The sequence below is a fragment of the Chitinophaga filiformis genome, assembly GCF_900102545.1.
GTDB lineage: Bacteria > Bacteroidota > Bacteroidia > Chitinophagales > Chitinophagaceae > Chitinophaga > Chitinophaga filiformis.
Window position 1 is genome coordinate 14,333 of record NZ_FNBN01000017.1, and the last position, 17,778, is coordinate 32,110.

The window sequence follows — 17,778 nt, forward strand, 5'->3', positions numbered from 1 at the left end:
ATTTACACACTTGTTTTTCCTACATAAGAAAACAAACCGTAATCGTTCTATGGATAATATCATTGAAAGTAAGGTATCACAGTGGCTCAATGGCCAATTTGACGCGGATACAGTGGCCGCGGTCAGGAAATTGCAACAGGATAACCCCGATGAACTGGCTGATGCTTTTTATCGCAGCCTGGAATTTGGAACAGGCGGTCTACGCGGAATAATGGGTGTAGGCACCAACCGTATGAATAAATATACCGTTGGTATGGCTACCCAGGGATTTGCCAACTATCTGAAACAGGCCTTTACAGGTGAAATCAAACTGGCCATCGCACATGACAGCCGTAACAACAGCCGCTATTTCGCAGAAGTTGCTGCTAATGTACTGGCTGCCAATGGCATTAAGGTGTTCCTCTTTGAAAGCCTACGCCCTACCCCGGAACTGTCATTCACTATCCGTCACCTGGGTTGCCAGGGTGGTATCGTGCTGACAGCCTCCCACAACCCTAAAGAATATAACGGCTATAAAGCTTATTGGAACGACGGCGCCCAGCTGATACCTCCTCATGATAAAAATGTCATCCGTGAAGTAGAGAAAATCGCTTCCATTGACGAAGTAAAATGGTCCGGCGGAGAAGCCAATATTACTAGTATTGGTAAGGAAGTAGATGAAGCCTACCTGCAGGAACTGAAAAATCTCAGTATCCAGCCGGAAGTGATCAAAGAACAACACGACCTGAAAATCGTTTATACGCCTATCCACGGTACAGGTATCACCCTGGTGCCGGAGATCCTGAAGCGTTATGGCTTTACCAATGTACATGTGGTGGAAGAACAGGCTACTCCGGACGGTAATTTCCCTACCGTAGTATATCCTAACCCGGAGGAAGCTGAAGCGATGAGCATCGGTCTGAAGAAAGCCAAAGAACTGGATGCTGCCATCCTGCTGGGCACAGACCCTGACTCTGACCGTGTAGGTATTGCAGTGAAAGACATAAAAGGTGAATGGACACTGCTGAATGGTAACCAGACAGCCGTGCTGCTCTTTAACTATATTATAGAAGGCCGCAGACGTAAAGGTCTGGCCGGAGATACTGACTATGTATGTAAAACAGTCGTTACCTCTGACCTCATCGATGTATTCGCCGCGCAGAACAATGTAAACTGCTACAATGTACTGACCGGCTTCAAATGGATCGCAGACCTGATCAGACGTAAGGAAGGCCAGGAGAAATTCATCTGCGGTGGTGAAGAATCTTACGGTTACATGATCGGCGATAATGTACGTGATAAAGACGCGATTGCTTCCGTAGCACTGATCTGTGAAATGGCCGCTTATGCACGTAGCCAGGGCAGATCACTGTACGAACAGCTGATCGACATCTACGTGAAATACGGTTACTATAAAGAGAACCTGATCTCTATCACCAAGAAAGGTATGAAGGGAGCAGAAGAAATTGCTGAGATGATGCGCGGTTATCGTGAGAACCCTCCAACCACTATCAATGGTTCTCCGGTTGTAACACTGTACGACTATGAACTGCAGCAGGTGAAAAACCTGAAAACAGGTGAAGTAAAACCAATCGATCTGCCAAGATCTAACGTACTGCAATTTGTACTGGAAGATGGCAGCAAGATCTCCGCACGTCCGTCAGGTACCGAGCCTAAAATCAAATTCTACTTCAGCGTAAATCAGAAACTTGAGAATGCAGCCGGCTTCGATGCTGCTACTCAGGCACTCGACCAACGTGTACAGAATATCATTAAGGATATGAAGTTGAAATAATCCTTCATTATTCCCTTAACTTTGTCCCGGTACTCATAGTACCGGGATTTTTTTTACCTATGGAAACCGCAGCTGTGCTATATTTTAGAGGAATACTACTTTTTATACTGGTAGTATCGTCATACTACCCTGTTCTGGCAAGGCAGCAATATCCCGCTTCAGTAAACGATACCATCATTGACAATCAGCCCCCTACTCACATCAATCGTCCCAATATATGGATGATGGCAGGCGTTACCACCGGTCTGTATGGTGGGGCACTGGCTGTTCTCAGCAATACCTGGTACAACCAGTATCCAAAATCACGTTTCCATAGTTTTGACGATACGCCCGAATGGCTGCAGATGGACAAAGCAGGTCACTTTTACAGTGCTTATATGGAAGGGAAGATCAGCAGGGAAATGTGGCGTTGTACCGGACTACCGGAAAAGCAGCAGATCTGGATCGGCGGGCTTAGCGGATTTGTTTACCAGTCTGTTATTGAGATACTGGACGCCTATTCCGCCGAATGGGGTTTCTCCTGGACAGATATGGCAGCCAATGCCGGAGGATCAACACTCATGATCGGCCAGGAACTGATATGGCGCGAACAAAGAATACAGCTCAAGTTTTCAGCATATCCTAAAAGATACCAGGATCCTTACTTAAAAACACGTACAGATCAGTTGTTTGGAGACAATCTGGCAGAGCGGACGCTGAAAGACTATAATGCACAAACCTATTGGGTATCAGTGAATCTCCATGCCTTCATGCCCCACAGCCGTGTGCCCTCCTGGCTCAACATCGCCCTGGGTTATGGCGCCAACGGCATGCTCAAAGGGGATAATAATATATGGGAAGACAGCAACGGTATGCAGCATGATTATTCATTCATTCCCCGTTACCGGCAGTTCTACCTGTCGCCTGATATAGATTTCACCAGGATACCTACACGTAGAAAGGGAGTTAAAGTACTATTCCAGGTGCTGAACATGTTTAAATTTCCTGCCCCCGCACTGGAATTGACCTCCAGGGGTATACTCCGGGGACATCTACTGCATTTCTGAGTATGGACCTGAGTCTGGTATGGTAGCAATAGCTTCACCAACCAGCCGTATGTTCTGTTATACGAGGTATGCTGAGCGGATCTCATTCTCCTCCATATCCACCATCACCATATCCTGTAAGGTGGTAGCCAGGGAATATCCTACGAAATCCACTGACAATGGGAAGGACTTATGTTTACGGTCTACCAGTACGGCTGTCTGTATTTTCTTAGGCAGGAACTGCAGGAAAGGTTTCAGGGCATACAACATGGTCCGGCCTGAGTTAGCCACATCATCCACCAGCACGATCGTTTTTCCATTGAAATCCATTTCTTCGGAAAGCCTGACACTTTCCGGCCGCTGTTTGTCCAGATTCAGTTGTAAGAGCTTGATACGCAAGGGAGAGATCTCCTGCAGTATTACTGCGATCTTCTCTGCCAGTATCATTCCCCTGTCCCAGATACCTGCCAGGATAATTTCCTGTTCATCACTGTTATGTTCATAGATCTCGTAAGCGATACGTTTGATCTTCTTCTCTATCACATCCTGGGTCAGGATCACGTTCTTAGTTTCCATGTTGGTTGTTTAGCGGAGTAAAATTAGGAAAAAGAGTCCATAGTCAACAGGGCATAGTCTATGGCGGATGATCTATTTTTCCTTACATTGCTATAAATTAGGAAGTCAAATCTGACGTATGCTTATAATTCAGGAGCTATTATTTGTAATTGCCTTCGGCATTGCTGTATACCTGTTTTACAGGAAGGCCAGGCAGATCAGGCAGAATATACTGCTTGGCAGGGATGTTCAATTGAATGACGAACCTGCCGCACGCTGGCGGAATGTGTTACTGCTTGCCTTCGGACAGAAGAAAATGTTCCGCAATCCCCTTGTTGCTGTTCTCCACTTCTTCGTATATGCTGGCTTTATTATTATCAATGTCGAGATCCTTGAGATCATCCTGGATGGTATACTGGGTAAACACCGCCTGTTCTCTCCTTTGTTAGGAGGGCTTTATCCTGTATTGATCGGCTGTTTTGAAATACTGGCAGCATTAGTACTCGTAGGCTGTGCTATATTCCTGATACGCAGGAACATTGTGAAAGTAAAACGTCTCTATCAACATGAACTGGACGGCTGGCCACGTTCTGACGCCAACTACATCCTGATCACGGAAATAGTACTGATGCTCCTGTTCCTGACTATGAATACAGCAGATCAGGCACTGCAACAACATGGGCATGAACATTATATGGCTACCGGCGCTTTCTGGGTGACAGGTCCTTTTGTTTCTTTGTTCTCCGGATTATCTGACGGTACACTCATCGCAATAGAACGCACCTGCTGGTGGCTGCATATATTGGGTATTCTGGCATTCCTGAACTACCTCCCCTACTCCAAGCACCTGCACATCATACTGGCTTTCCCGAATGCTTATTACGCCGATCTGCGGCCTAAAGGTAAAATGGAAAACATGCCTGCCGTACAGAAGGAAGTACAGCTGATGCTACAGCCAGAGCTGGCAGCAGATACTCCGGCCGGCGATATTCCTAAATTCGGCGCCAAAGATGTACCGGATCTTACCTGGAAAAACTTGCTGGATGCTTATAGTTGTACGGAATGCGGCCGCTGTACTGCTGCCTGTCCGGCCAATATCACCGGCAAGAAGCTGTCTCCCCGTAAGATCATGATGGATACCCGCGACCGTGCAGAAGCGATTGGTGCACAGATAGCTAAAACTGGGTCCTTTACAGAAGATGGTAAAACCCTGCTCCGCGATTATATTACTGAAGAAGAGCTTCGCGCCTGTACTTCCTGCAATGCCTGTGTACAGGAGTGCCCTGTGAGTATCAATCCGCTGCATATCATTCTGCAACTGCGTCGTCACCTGGTAATGGAAGAATCCAGTGCGCCGCAGGAATGGAATATGATGTTCAGCAATATCGAAAACAATATGGCCCCCTGGAAAATGAGTCCGGATGACAGGGACAAATGGGCTGTAGAAATGAATGGATAATAGCGTTAAGTTAAACTGATATACAATGCAAATAAAAACGATGGCCGAATACGCCGCCAGCGGCGAAACACCTGAAATCCTCTTTTGGGTGGGATGTGCCGGCAGTTTTGATCAACGTGCGCAGAAAATCACCAAAGCCTTTGCCACTATCCTCGATAAAGTAGGCGTCCGTTTCGCTATTCTCGGTAAAGAAGAAAGCTGTACCGGCGATCCTGCACGCAGGGCCGGCAATGAATTCATCTTCCAGATGATGGCGCAGAATAACATAGCTGTATTGAATGGTTATGAGGTAAAAAAGATCGTTACCGCCTGCCCTCACTGCTTTAATACACTCCGTAACGAATATCCTGAAATGGGCGGACACTATGAAGTGATCCATCACACTACTTATCTTCAGCAACTGATCGACGAAGGCAAGATCCGGATGAAAGAAGGAGGTACCTTCAAAGGTCGCAAGATCACTTACCATGACTCCTGTTACCTCGGTCGTGCTAACGACATCTATGAAGCTCCCCGCAAGGTGCTGGAAGCCCTGGATGCGGAATTAGTGGAGATGAAGCGCTGCCGTAGCAATGGCCTGTGTTGTGGTGCAGGTGGTGCGCAGATGTTTAAGGAAGAAGAGAAAGGCGCTACTCGCATCAATTTCGAACGTGGCAGGGAGGCGGTGGAAACCGGTGCCGGTGTCATTGCATCAAATTGTCCTTTCTGTATGACCATGCTGACGGATGGCGTAAAAGAACAGGGTAAAGAAGATAGTGTACAGGTGCTGGATATTGCGGAGTTAGTAGCACAGCAGATCTCGTAAAATGAAACGCTTCCTTACCTTCCTGCTAGTCTTCTTCTGCTGCACAGCCGCGGCTCAGGATGTGGCATTATTCAACAAAGAGGGAAAGGCGATTGCATACATCGACACAATAGATAAAGACCGGACCATCTATCTGTATAGCGGCGAGCCGGTTGCTGTCATCTCAGAGGGTGATGTATATGGCTTTAACGGGAAGCATCTGGGCTGGTTTGAAAAGGGTATTGTAAGAGATCATGATGGCAAGAGAATAGGTAATACAAAAAAGGCGGCCAAGGGGTATACCCAATATGAGCCTTATAAAAGCTATAAACAGCAGAAACCGTATGTAGGATATAAGAGCTATCCTCCCTATAAGCCTTACTTTTCGGACTTCTGGTCAGACGCATCTTCTGAAGCATTTCTTTTAAAAGGAATTGAAAATTAATGCCCTACGTCAGGCCCGGCCATTCAGTTCCTGACACCAAAATGACCGTCGTCAGTAGTCTGTACTCATTTTTTTGGTAATTTTGCATCATGAAACAGGAAATTCAACAATTATTACCGGCTGACTTTCACCCGTCTTCCCGTGTATGGATATATCAGAGTAATCGTCCTTTCAGCGAAAAGGAAAAACTGGAAATAAACGAGCAATTGCATCAGTTTACCTCCCAATGGCAAGCTCATGGCGCTCCTGTAAAGGGATGGGGCCAGCTGCTTTTTGATCAGGTCATCGTGCTGATTGCGGATGAGTCAAATGTTGCTGTCAGCGGTTGCAGCACCGACAGCTCTGTACGTATTATTAAAAGCATCGAGCGCCAGTATAGTGTAGACCTTTTTAACCGTCTTTTGCTCGGTTTCCTGGTGAAGGGTAAGTTACAGCCGCTGCCTATGCAACAGGTGCCATATGCACTGGAAAAGGGCTTTATTGACGAGAATACACTTTATCTGAACAATACTGTGCTGACTAAAGGTGAGATGGAGGAAAGCTGGCTGTTGCCGTTGAAAGAGAGCTGGCTGGCAAAGAAGTTTTCTTTGGCGTAGTAGAGGCTGAATTTGCCCAAACAGCCTGGATAGAGATATTATCTATTAAAGAATCCCCAGAAATGGATAAAATGGCATTTCTGGGGATTTATAGTTTTTATTCCAACTTAATAACTCTTTTATAGCCCAATAGCATCACCCCCTTTTCTAAAAGCCACAAACCTAATAACTTAGATCAAGAGATCTATTAATTTAGAGTTAATTAATATCAGATTTTTTGATAGTCATTGATCAACGATCACAGACACAACTGGATTCGTATAAACGATATACTTAAAAAATATGTCATTCCCCCATTAAAGTGCTACCAGCTACTTATACATTTACGTTATTCCGGCATTATCTATTGGATTTAAATAAAACCAATTCAGGGTATACACATATCTTTGGACATACCACCCAAAAAGGTATGCCGTCAGGAGAAATTGACTATGATCATTCTGATTAGCGAAATCTTCTGGTTATTCAGACAATAAATTATAGGAAAAACAATTTGGAATCAGTTTTGGAAGAAATTCCATAAAATAGTACATTTATTTTGACACTTGTTAGGTAGATAACAGATACCAAATAAGCGGGAATAGCTCAGTTGGTAGAGCATTAGTTTCCCAAACTAAAGGTCGCGGGTCCGAGTCCCGTTTCCCGCTCATTACAAAAGCCCAACAGGTGAAGTTTTTTACAAAATTGATTATAGCTTCTTTTTAACCCGGAATAAAATGCAAAATCACGTGTAAAAACGTCTCAATATTTTTTCAAGTACCCCTCTTATCTATCGCTGACCTTTAGCCTTTAGGATAACTATCCCCCAAGAGCATTCCTTTTATTCGTTAGCTAGTTCCCGTAGCTTTGCAAGAACAGTTTCATTGTCCGAAAAGAATAAAGGAGCAAGAGAAGGAGTCACTGTACAGCCAGCGATCTTTGTATCTTCTTTCTCTTCAATTTCCCGGGCAATTGGTGATAATGTAGTAGCCCATCCTGCGAGACAGTGAGAAGTACCACAGTGCCAATCGCTCATCTCTAAACTGTCAGGTTGAGCAAGCACAATTGCTGAAATCTCCTTAATGAGGGCCTTCTCGTTTACCGATTGAGCGCCAAAACGCGCCCTTAATAACGATACTGCTTCAACCGATCCTGCTCCATGAATAATCAGTTCTGACAGGTCTTCATTGCTCAGGTCCTGCTTTAGCAGCTGTTCCGCAGCAGCCTCTTTTTTATTGGCATACTTGATGATGCACCACAGGTCCTCGTTGTCAGGGTTCTGCTTTAGCAGCTGTTCGGTAGCAACATCCTTCTTATCGGTAAGCCGGATAATGTACCGCAGGTCCGCATTGCTGGGGCCCTGCTTTAGCAACTGTTCCCATGCTGCGTCCTTCTTATCGGTATATTCGATGATGTACCGCAGGTCATCATTACCCGGGTCCTGCTTCAACAGTTGTTCCCATGCAGCATCCTTCTTATCGGTAAAACGAATGACGTACCGCAGGTCCTCATTGCTCGGGTCCCGCTTCAGTAGTTGTTCCGCAGCAACTTCCTTCTTATCGGCATACTCGACGATGCACAGCAGATCTTTGTTGTCCGGGTGCTGTTTCAGTAGCCGTTTCGCAGCAACAGCAACATACTTCTTATCGGCAAAACGGATGATGCATCGCAGGTCTTTCCTGCCTGGTCCCTGCTTCAACAATTGTTCCGCAGCAACATCTTTCTTATCGGTAAAACAGATGATGTACCGCAGATCCTCGTTGCTCGGATTCTGCTTCAGCAGCTGTTCTGCAGCAACTTCCTTCTTATCGGTAAGCCGGATAAGATACCGCAGGTCCTCATTTCCCGGGTTCTGCTTCAGCAGCTGTCCCGCAGCAACATCTCTCTTATCGGTATACTCGATAATATACCGCAGGTCCTCATTTCCCGGCGCTTGTTTCAGCAGCTGTTCTGCTGCCAAAGTAGCATCCTTCTTATCAGCATACTCTATAATCCGCCGCAGAGCCTCGTTGCTCGGGTCTTGCTTCAGCAGCTGTTTCAATGCAGTTTCCCTTTCTATCGCATCATTATTATACTTTATGATGTCGATCAATTCCTCATTGTCCAGGCCCTCAAACTGATTATTGGTATGTCCCATTATGGCTAAGAAGTTTCAGGTTATAAAAATGAATGATAAACCTCACAAATATTATGAGAAATTTATGGATAAAGCAACCAGATGCCTCCTGTAAATGTTGCCCATCTGAACAATCCACATAAACTAGATTGGTAAAGCGATTATCAGAACAACACAGACTCGATCTTTGCATCTCTGCGGAGCATTTAGCATGTCCAGGTGCCCAATATTTTATTAAAAAAGTCGCGGAACCAGGAGCCGGCAAATAGCAGAAATAGCTTTTCGCAAAAACATCAACGATAGCTCCCCGGTAACCAGGGAGCTACTTATTTTATGCAAATGTTACGGTTCTTTCTTTTTGTGCAGCATAGAGTGCTGCTGCTTTCTCTCTCAATTCAAAGGGTTCTTCATAGGGATGGCATTCCGCATAAAATAACGCAATGACATATAACAATGGGATATTTTCTACAGTATCGTTTTTAATATCTACCTGCCAGTTACGCCCACTTTTTTCATAGACTTCACGTAAGGCATCGTAAAAATCACTACACATATTCCGGGTAAACCACTCAGCCTTTCCATATGCACCTGTAAAGCTACCGATCAACTCTCTTTCTTCATTTTCCGCCTTACTAGAGCGACCGTAATAGAAAATAAGGTAAACGGCCAATGCTGCCATTAATATTCCACAGCCAGTCATTAGAAAGCTGTTTGCTCCGAATAGCAGAAGTAGCGCCACCGCGAGCGCAGGAATACGTGTGTAGGCAGCCACCACGCTTTGCCGATGTAATTTAATAGGATATCCATTCCGGCGTCCAAAGCCAGTTTGGGTTACCAGTAAAGATTCATTAGAAGAGGGTGCAATAGGCAATCCGAGTAACAGAAATTTTGTCTGGATCTGTTGTTTTTTAAATTTCTTCACACTGCCAGTAAAGGTAGTACCGATGTACATAGGTATATGGATTTAGGATAAAAAAATTCATTTCATAGGGTAATCATGAGCTGTACATGTATACTCAAAAATAATAATTCTTTTTTATAGTTACTATGCATTGATTTCCCAAACTACAGGTCACTGAGCCGATAGGCGAATAGGTCCGAAGACGAAGATCAAAAACCTAAGCAGGCACAGGAATAAACGCACACCACCCCTCCACAAATCTACTTTAGTAATTCCGCTTAGTAGCACAGGAGCTGTCTACGCTCCCACCTCAGTAACGCAATTCTCATTTATTCAGACGCGTCGATGACGCGGATTTTTCTAAAAAACAGCGTGACCACAATCGAAAATAGTGAGAGAATATTTCCGATTTGATCGGAGGAAGAACGGAGGAAGATGCAAGTCATATGCAGCTTTGCTGCTGGTCATCTAGCGGAAATATAATTCGTTTGCCCTCCCGGTATCGTGGACCAAAATTGGCCCACGATACCATGTCTTTGACCTGGAGCTTCTAGTACCAAAAGGCTATCACTAGTCATCTACTAGTCGTACCGAATTGATACTATACCGAAAGGGTTGAATCAATCGCCCCAGCAACCACTCTTCATTAAAGTGTCAAACAAACAATAATAATTCCCTATCTTACCTCAAATTCCCGTTAATGAGAAAACTACTGATACTCTGCCTGTCCTGTATCGGCTTTACAACCACCGCACAGGTCAAGGTCCACATTCCAACAATCGATGAAGTCGGCCCGGCAAGACTCACAGAAAACATTGCTCCCGTACACGCACCCTTTCCCATGCCGGCCTTCAAAAAGCCAGTATTCCCTTCATATACCATCACCATCAAAGGAAAAGGAGATACGCAAACAAAAGATATCCAGCAAGCCATAGATGCAGTAAGCAAACGCGGCGGAGGAACTGTGAATATTCCAGCGGGCAACTGGCATACCGGACGCATCACCTTAAAATCAAACGTCAATCTGCACCTGAAAGAAAATGCAGTGCTGAATTTCAGTGGAGAAGTAGCCGATTATCTCCCGGTTGTATTCACCCGTACTGAAGGAGTGGAAGTCATGTCACTGGGGGCTTGTATATACGCCAACGGGCAACACAATATTGCCGTTACCGGCAAAGGAAAACTGGTAGGCCCACCTGCCAATTGTCCTGTGAGGAAGCAGGTCATGCGGCAGGATGTGATAGAAAATGTGGTCGCTGCCAATAAACCTGTGGCAGAGAGGGTATATGACGGCCATAACGGAGGGCCGGTCTATCTTCCTATGTTCGTTTCCGTAGTCAATTGTAAAAATGTGTTTTTAGAGGGCATACAGCTCGAAAACACCCCTTTCTGGAACATTGTACCTATTTATTGCGATAACGTCATTATACGGGGTATTACGGTCAATTCTGTGGGTATTCCCAGTGGGGATGGTATCGATATAGAATCCAGCAGGAATGTTCTGGTAGAATACTGTACCCTTAATTGCGGCGACGACTGTTTCACACTCAAAGCCGGACGGGGCGAAGATGGATTGAGAATTGGCAAACCTACAGAGAATGTAGTTATCCGCTTTTGCCTGGCACGCCAGGGACATGGTGGTATCACGGTAGGTAGTGAAACAGCGGCCATGATCCGGAACCTATATGTGCACGATGTCGTATTCGACGATACAGAAGTAGGCCTGCGCTTTAAAACCAGGCGTCCCCGTGGTGGAGGTGGCGAAAATCTCTATTATGAACGCATCCGGATGCGCCTGCGACTGGACGCCTTCCGCTGGGATATGCTGGGCGCCAGAATGTATGTGGGAGCACTCGCTGATAGATTGCCGGCTTTGCCTGTCAACAAATTAACGCCCGTATACAGGAATATACACGCAAAAGATATTATCGTAGATAGTGCCAGAGCACTTGTGAGAGTAGATGGTATACCGGAATCTCCTATGACAAATTTCAATCTTGAAAATGTGGAAGCACACTGCAGTAAACTAATCCAGAGTATAGATGCTACTGATATGAAGATCTCTAATACGACGATCTACAGCCTTGATTCACTGCTAACATTCACCGACAGCAGAAATATCATTTTTCAGCAGCTACGCATCATCAATCCGGCTAATAAGATCGTCACCAATCTTTCCGGTGATCTTACAGACAACATCCGCTTTGAGAATGCTACCCCGCAAAAGCCGGAAGGCTGGGAAACCAACAGCTGGAAGAAGAAATAGGAGCCAAAATTACTTAGAGAAGAAGGTGGCTTAAACGTATTTTAGCCACCTTCTTCTTTTTTACTAACTCAAACGTTTCAAAGTCAGCGTCACTTCGTTCTCTAACAGATTTAACTTTGTCTCGTTTCCTCCATTATTTATCTTGAGAACAACAGTATCTTTCTTCTGACTTACGATGGCAACCCTATATGCGGCCCCGCTTCTTTACGCTACCATCAACTTAGCAGCCCCCCTTCTCACCCGAACCGAAAACCAGATAACAGCACCCAATATCGCCGACATCACCAGGTAACGTAACACCATATCCTGTTGCGTATCTATTTTGCCCGTCCGGGAAAGTGTAAAGCTGGAAATGGACGTCATCACATACACCAATCCTCCTAACAGTCCACTCGCCATACCCGCATTCTGTGGGAAATACAACATGCCTTGTGTAAAGAAGAGATTATACAGGAACCCGGAACAGATGTGAATAAAAAAGGCAAATAACATCAGGCACCATAACTGCTGATAACCGTAACCTATCATAAACAGCAACGCTATCAATGACAGCTGGACAATACCTGCAATAGACGCTTTCCGGTTAAAATCAAGCGCTATAAGACGCTTGCCGATGATCCCTCCTATCATCCAGGAAAATCCCAGTATCAGCGTACAATATCCAATCACCACAGCGTTGAAATGAAAACTGTTTTCGATCACAAAAGGGCCTGCCATATTAAACACCATCACAACAGAATAAGCCATGCCCAATGTAACAATCCCCAGCAGGAATTGCGTATTCCCCAGCATCATGGCATAATTCCCTTTTATCCTCGCCAGATCTACCGGCTTGCGTTCTGCAATTGTTTCACCACTGAAGATCAACTCGAACACCAGCATGAGGAATGCATATATCGCCAGGAAATAAAAGTTAGACTGCCAGTTGAAAAACTTCTGCAGATAACCACCCAGGAAGGGTGCTACAATAGGCCCTAACGACCAGATAATCGTGAAGAAACTAAGGAAATGTTTCAGCTTATCACCTGAGTACAGGTCTACAAAGAAAGCCCGTTTGGAAACCACCACGAATGACACCGCCACACCTTGTATGATCCTTAAAAGACAGATTAATTGTACATTCTTTGTGATACCTATCAATAAAGAGGAAACTATCAGTACACCCAAACCATACATCGCAGGTTTAAACCTGCCAATGCTGTCCAACAGACTTCCGACGAACAACTGGGAGACGCCATAACTCAGGAAAAAACATGTCAGCGTAAGCTGTATATCATGCTCCGGCACTCCAAGGCTGGTGGCCATTGTAGGGAATGAGGGCAAATAAATATCTGTGACGAACCCCGATAAGGGTATTGAAATGAAAGCCAGTAATGTCGCTATCTTCTTTCTTCTATCTGATGCATTTCTTAACATACCTGAAAACCTTTTTTAGAATAACGTAACAAAGGTATATCAGGCCCGAAAATCATCAGTAATGTAATTCAAAGGAATTATTGTCTAAATCAAAGAATCGCTTTGGCTTTTGATTGTCTGAACTGTAAAGGGGTGATTTCCATTGCTTTCTTAAAGAAATGATTAAAATGCGCAGGTTCTTCGAAGCCCAGACAATAGCCTACCTGGGAGATATCCCATTGTGTATTCTGCAATAAGGTCTTGGCCTCTTCAAGGACGCGCCCCTTAATAATGGCGGTGGTTGTACTACCTGTGGTACTCTTGATTACAGAATTCAAATGGTTGACATGGACATTCAGCGCCCGGGCAAAGTCGGCCGGTGTCTTCATTGTCAATGGATGAGCAGGAGAATCGAGTGGGAATTGCTGATGCAACAACTCGTCAAACATCCTGAGCAAACGATGGGAAGCTGGTAATTCACTAGTATAGTTACCATCAGGTTGTTCTACCAGCAGCGAATGCATCAGCAGGCAGAGCAGGTTCCGGATGGCCTCATATTTAAAAGGATAATCGCTATGCGCCATCTCCATCATCTGCTGGAAATAAACAGTTATCAGCGCCAATTGCTTTTCATCCAGGAAGATAACGGGTTCGCTCCACGCCTTAAACAGCGGTGAACGCTTAAATATGTCGAACTGGTAATGCTCATTGAAGAATTCCTGGTTAAACAGGCAGTAGTAACCATCCTGATTGTCAGATAAGCTGGTCCAGGAGTAAGGAACGGATGGACAAGGTAACAACATGGCCGGCCTGTCTATGATAATAGAATTGCCACCATAGTTCAGCTCACCTGTTCCCAATATCAGTGTGATCTTATAAAAATCCCGTCTGTTATAGGGCGATTTGAAATTGCAGTATTTCCGGGTATTTACGTTAAAGTGAGACTTACCGCTTTGCAGATCGGTATTGCTTAATGGAAAGCTGATATGGGATCTGTCCCGGTAAAAATCGGTCAATGTCTCCAATTCCTGACTCATGGGTGCAAAGTTATGGAAAATATGGTAACGGCACACCTTCCCCATCGGCTTGAGCCTTATACCTTTTGGACGAATTTATCTGTATGGGGATCATATTCCTGAAAACTGATCAATATTCCAGACTTATTGTAATTCTTCATTTTGATCATCCTTCCATTTAGATATTCCAGTTCTGACTCTTTTGTACCATCCTCATACCAGCGGAGATTGGCGTATCCATCAACCGGAATACCATTTTTTGTACGCACCTCCTGCATTATTTTTCCACTTTCAAAATAAGAGATTGCAAGCCCATCTCCCACCCCATTTTCATCAAAAGAGAATTCACTCTGAATACTGCCGGAGCGGTACCAGTATTTCCATTCGCCATATCTGAGGCCATTCTTATGATGTTCAATCCACTGCAGCTGCCCATTATCATACCACCACTTTGCCTCTCCCTCGATCTTATCGTTTATATAAAACGCTTCATGTGCCAGCTGCCCGTTTTCATGGAAGGTTTTAACATGTCCGTTTTTAATGAAACGATGAACGGTACTTTCAGGGTTTTGCAGATATTCTAATATATATTTGTCCTTTTCATACCAGTTTTTGAGGATGTGCTCAACCTGCCATGGATACAGCACCTCTATGAGCTCCTCCACATTAAACGCTATATCTTCCCTTCCCGCGGGATAGTATGTTAGTTCAACAATTGCTGGCCGGATTTTGAGATTATTATATGCCAGTAGTTTATGGTGCCCATCTATTACATAACTCGCTGAATCCAGGCTATTGTCCGAGCCATCCGTTATCTGGTGAAAATAGCAATTAAAAATAATGGCAAATGGCCGGGCGCCATTGCTTATCTCGTTTTCAAAGTACTTAACTCTTTCCTGGTTAATTTCCGATTCTGGCTGGGTGGCTACAAATATCTTGTCAGACCCATCGTAAAAGCCGCCAGTAGTGTAGTCCAACAAGTCCGGTTGGTAATATTTTGCTTTGTCGATTTCTGTAATATACTGCTGATGATTTTTAATTCTTAATTCTTTGTCCCTGATATCAACAACCGGTGAGAATGCCAGGGCCCAGTCATAATAATGTATGTTTTCATAATTATCTCTTGAAGAAGTATATTGAAAATATTTACTATTCTCTCCATTGTAGTAGCTCAGAGTATATTCGCCGCAGGCAAATAATATCAGCAGAGGATCGAGCAATTCCTTTAACGCAGATATTCTGTCTGTAAAGTCTTCATTCAGCTGACCAACTAAGCGGTCTTTAATCTCATTGCGGTATTCCTGATCATAGGGAAGCAGACATAAGTATTTTCCGACAGATCCCCTGCAATCGTACCAAACGGCTGTCAATGGCTTCCTGCACCTGAAATAACTTCCTATCTCACTTGCGTGAATGGAAAAAATGCCTAACCCGTTGTTAATCTGAAATTTCATTCTGTCTTAATTTAATGGTCTCGTTTCAGAGCAGCCCAATTTAATACATTTTAAAATTTACTAATGAAATTATCCTGCTACAAGTGAGCTATTAACCTGAAGTGTGGACATTGGGAAACACATCAAACATCCAAAAATGATAAACCTGCACTTCAAACGGCTCATCACCTGCATTCAAAAGGTGGAACAGTTTTTTAGCTATGTCTGCCAAAAATCCGTGCTATGTATACATTAGGTATTAATGCAGTATTCCATGACTCCGCCGCCTGTCTGATCAAAGATGGCCAACTCATCGCAGCAGCTGAAGAGGAACGTTTTACACAGATTAAACATGGGAAGCGCCCTGTCCCGTTTTCAACGTATGAACTACCCTTCCATGCTATTAACTACTGCCTGGAAACAGCCAATATCCATCTGAAAGATGTGGATCACTTTGCTTATTCATTTGACCCTTCCTTACTGCTGGGCGACCATACAGGACAAGCAACAATAGAGATCCCGCTGGAACAGGGAATGGAAACAGGCCCCTCCAAATGGACCAATCCCTGGGACCCCTTATTTTTGTCTTCCATTATCAATGCACCCCGGCAGCTTACAGATGGTTATCCGCACCATCTGCAGAAGCGTTTCAAAGGCGCAAACCTCGATCGCAGTCAATGGCATTTTGTAGAACACCACATTGCCCATGCGGCAAGCGCTTACTACCCCTCTCCATTTACACGCGCTGCTGTAATGACCATTGATGGCCGTGGAGAAGTGGCAACTACCACTTACAACCTGGGAGCAGGAAATGATCTTATCCGGCTGGGACAGGTAGACATGCCTCATTCGCTGGGATTACTCTATGAACGTGTTACCTCCTACCTTGGCTTTCTGCATTCTTCCGATGAATATAAAGTCATGGCGCTGGCTTCTTATGGCAAGCCGGTATTCATCAATGAATTCCGCGACATGATCAAAGTCTTTGACAACGGACAGTACACTATCACCAACGAGCGACTGGAAGAGCGGTTCGGTCCTGCAAGAGAAAGAAATGCGCCCTTTACAGAACACCATTTCAATATTGCGCGCTCCCTGCAGTTCGTCCTGGAAGAAGTGGTACTTGAACTGGTGCACTGGCTGCACCGGGAAACAAAGGAAGAGAACCTTTGTCTCGCTGGCGGGGTGGCGCTTAACTGCGTATTGAACGCGCGTATCAGGGATAAAGGACCATTTAAGAACATGTGGGTACAACCCGCTTCAGGTGATGCCGGTACTGCACTGGGTGCCGCTATTTATACCGATCTGCAACAGAATAAACAGGCCGATAAAAACTATCGCATGCCACATGCTTACTGGGGACCAGAATACAGTGATACTGAAATAGAAAAGTTCCTCCAATGGGCGAAGGTGCCGTATAGAAAGCTGCAGAACATCGCAGAAGAAACTGCTGATATCCTGCTCCAGGATAAAATAATCGGCTGGTTCCAGGGAAGAATGGAATTTGGTCCGCGTGCTCTGGGAAGCCGTTCTATCCTGGCATCTCCCATGAGTCCTTCTATGCAGTCGCGGCTGAATGTGGTGAAAGATCGTGAAGACTTCCGGCCTGTAGCACCGGCAGTACTTGAAGAAGATGCTGCAGAATGGTTCAGTAATGCATCACAATCTCCGTTTATGCTTTCTGTGTTTGATGTGCAACCCGATAAAGCCAATCTCATTCCTGCTGTAAGGCACGTAGATGGCACCGCCAGGATACAGACTGTCAACGGAGAGCAACATCAGCAATATTATGATCTGCTGAAGGCCTTCAAGAAAAAATCCGGTGTGCCTGTGCTCGTCAATACTTCATTCAATACATTGGGAAAACCAATCGTATGCACCCCACGCGATGCTGTAGAATGCTTCTGGTCATCTCCATTTGATGCACTGGTAATAGGTTCGTACATCGTTGAGAAAACCCCAGTGGGAACTCCTGTCCTTTAAGGCAGGAGCTTTCCCTCATTGGGATAAGCAGCACTTCCCGGAATCACAGTC

The 17,778-nt window shown here is 44.9% G+C and carries 14 protein-coding genes and 1 tRNA gene; 9 read left to right on the top strand and 6 right to left on the bottom strand.

Annotation, left to right across the window (positions count from 1 at the left end):
- Positions 1-49 precede the first annotated feature (49 nt).
- Both BLR32_RS33380 and BLR32_RS33385 read left to right on the top strand, forming a co-directional pair.
- Entirely contained in the window at positions 50-1,774 is a 1,725-nt protein-coding gene (locus BLR32_RS33380) for a phospho-sugar mutase (protein WP_089839010.1), read from the top strand.
- A gap of 59 nt (positions 1,775-1,833) precedes the next feature.
- On the top strand, positions 1,834-2,820 hold the full coding sequence (locus tag BLR32_RS33385) for a DUF2279 domain-containing protein (protein WP_089839012.1): 987 nt from the start codon (positions 1,834-1,836) through the stop codon (positions 2,818-2,820).
- Positions 2,821-2,877: 57 nt separating this feature from the next.
- Here the strand turns inward: BLR32_RS33385 and BLR32_RS33390 are convergent, their stop codons facing one another.
- Positions 2,878-3,375 (bottom strand): phosphoribosyltransferase family protein, encoded by a 498-nt coding sequence (locus BLR32_RS33390; RefSeq protein ID WP_089839015.1) that lies wholly within the window; start codon positions 3,373-3,375, stop codon positions 2,878-2,880.
- Positions 3,376-3,493: 118 nt separating this feature from the next.
- On the opposite strand from BLR32_RS33390, the gene BLR32_RS33395 reads away from it, so the two are divergent.
- The 5 genes from BLR32_RS33395 (at position 3,494) to BLR32_RS33415 (ending at position 7,285) form a co-directional block, all read left to right on the top strand.
- A complete protein-coding gene (locus BLR32_RS33395; RefSeq protein ID WP_089839017.1) occupies positions 3,494-4,813 on the top strand; it encodes a (Fe-S)-binding protein in 1,320 nt (439 codons plus the stop codon).
- Between the two features lie 25 nt (positions 4,814-4,838).
- Positions 4,839-5,618: a (Fe-S)-binding protein gene (locus BLR32_RS33400; RefSeq protein WP_089839019.1), complete on the top strand. Its 780-nt coding sequence runs from the start codon at positions 4,839-4,841 to the stop codon at positions 5,616-5,618.
- A 1-nt stretch (position 5,619) separates the two neighbouring features.
- Entirely contained in the window at positions 5,620-6,042 is a 423-nt protein-coding gene (locus BLR32_RS33405) for a 4-fold beta flower protein (protein WP_089839021.1), read from the top strand.
- Between the two features lie 89 nt (positions 6,043-6,131).
- On the top strand, positions 6,132-6,638 hold the full coding sequence (locus BLR32_RS33410) for a hypothetical protein (RefSeq protein WP_089839023.1): 507 nt from the start codon (positions 6,132-6,134) through the stop codon (positions 6,636-6,638).
- Between the two features lie 574 nt (positions 6,639-7,212).
- Positions 7,213-7,285, top strand: a tRNA-Gly gene (locus BLR32_RS33415).
- A gap of 173 nt (positions 7,286-7,458) precedes the next feature.
- Here BLR32_RS33415 and BLR32_RS33420 read toward each other — a convergent pair.
- Positions 7,459-8,754, bottom strand: a complete 1,296-nt coding sequence (locus BLR32_RS33420; protein ID WP_089839025.1) for a hypothetical protein — start codon at positions 8,752-8,754, stop codon at positions 7,459-7,461.
- Positions 8,755-9,064: 310 nt separating this feature from the next.
- Complete coding sequence (locus BLR32_RS33425) at positions 9,065-9,685, bottom strand: hypothetical protein (protein ID WP_089839028.1); 621 nt, start codon at positions 9,683-9,685, stop codon at positions 9,065-9,067.
- A 649-nt stretch (positions 9,686-10,334) separates the two neighbouring features.
- On the opposite strand from BLR32_RS33425, the gene BLR32_RS33430 reads away from it, so the two are divergent.
- Entirely contained in the window at positions 10,335-11,900 is a 1,566-nt protein-coding gene (locus BLR32_RS33430) for a glycoside hydrolase family 28 protein (RefSeq protein WP_089839030.1), read from the top strand.
- Positions 11,901-12,104: 204 nt separating this feature from the next.
- On the opposite strand, the gene BLR32_RS33435 is transcribed toward BLR32_RS33430, so the two are convergent.
- The 3 genes from BLR32_RS33435 to BLR32_RS33445 all read right to left on the bottom strand — a co-directional run bounded on the left by BLR32_RS33435 (position 12,105) and on the right by BLR32_RS33445 (position 15,765).
- Complete coding sequence (locus BLR32_RS33435; RefSeq protein WP_089839032.1) at positions 12,105-13,316, bottom strand: MFS transporter; 1,212 nt, start codon at positions 13,314-13,316, stop codon at positions 12,105-12,107.
- Positions 13,317-13,405: 89 nt separating this feature from the next.
- Entirely contained in the window at positions 13,406-14,332 is a 927-nt protein-coding gene (locus tag BLR32_RS33440) for a helix-turn-helix domain-containing protein (RefSeq protein WP_089839035.1), read from the bottom strand.
- A 56-nt stretch (positions 14,333-14,388) separates the two neighbouring features.
- Complete coding sequence (locus BLR32_RS33445) at positions 14,389-15,765, bottom strand: toxin-antitoxin system YwqK family antitoxin (RefSeq protein WP_089839037.1); 1,377 nt, start codon at positions 15,763-15,765, stop codon at positions 14,389-14,391.
- Positions 15,766-15,987: 222 nt separating this feature from the next.
- Here BLR32_RS33445 and BLR32_RS33450 point away from each other — a divergent pair, with 222 nt between their 5' ends.
- On the top strand, positions 15,988-17,727 hold the full coding sequence (locus BLR32_RS33450) for a carbamoyltransferase family protein (protein ID WP_089839039.1): 1,740 nt from the start codon (positions 15,988-15,990) through the stop codon (positions 17,725-17,727).
- Positions 17,728-17,778: the final 51 nt, after the last annotated feature.

Bases quoted from the DNA above. Each gene is read 5' to 3' on its own strand.
- BLR32_RS33380 (WP_089839010.1), top strand. From the start codon at position 50: ATGGATAATATCATTGAAAGTAAGGTATCACAGTGGCTCAATGGCCAA.
- BLR32_RS33385 (WP_089839012.1), top strand. From the start codon at position 1,834: ATGGAAACCGCAGCTGTGCTATATTTTAGAGGAATACTACTTTTTATA.
- BLR32_RS33390 (WP_089839015.1), bottom strand. From the start codon at position 3,375: ATGGAAACTAAGAACGTGATCCTGACCCAGGATGTGATAGAGAAGAAG.
- BLR32_RS33395 (WP_089839017.1), top strand. From the start codon at position 3,494: ATGCTTATAATTCAGGAGCTATTATTTGTAATTGCCTTCGGCATTGCT.
- BLR32_RS33400 (WP_089839019.1), top strand. From the start codon at position 4,839: ATGCAAATAAAAACGATGGCCGAATACGCCGCCAGCGGCGAAACACCT.
- BLR32_RS33405 (WP_089839021.1), top strand. From the start codon at position 5,620: ATGAAACGCTTCCTTACCTTCCTGCTAGTCTTCTTCTGCTGCACAGCC.
- BLR32_RS33410 (WP_089839023.1), top strand. From the start codon at position 6,132: ATGAAACAGGAAATTCAACAATTATTACCGGCTGACTTTCACCCGTCT.
- BLR32_RS33420 (WP_089839025.1), bottom strand. From the start codon at position 8,754: ATGGGACATACCAATAATCAGTTTGAGGGCCTGGACAATGAGGAATTG.
- BLR32_RS33425 (WP_089839028.1), bottom strand. From the start codon at position 9,685: ATGTACATCGGTACTACCTTTACTGGCAGTGTGAAGAAATTTAAAAAA.
- BLR32_RS33430 (WP_089839030.1), top strand. From the start codon at position 10,335: ATGAGAAAACTACTGATACTCTGCCTGTCCTGTATCGGCTTTACAACC.
- BLR32_RS33435 (WP_089839032.1), bottom strand. From the start codon at position 13,316: ATGTTAAGAAATGCATCAGATAGAAGAAAGAAGATAGCGACATTACTG.
- BLR32_RS33440 (WP_089839035.1), bottom strand. From the start codon at position 14,332: ATGAGTCAGGAATTGGAGACATTGACCGATTTTTACCGGGACAGATCC.
- BLR32_RS33445 (WP_089839037.1), bottom strand. From the start codon at position 15,765: ATGAAATTTCAGATTAACAACGGGTTAGGCATTTTTTCCATTCACGCA.
- BLR32_RS33450 (WP_089839039.1), top strand. From the start codon at position 15,988: ATGTATACATTAGGTATTAATGCAGTATTCCATGACTCCGCCGCCTGT.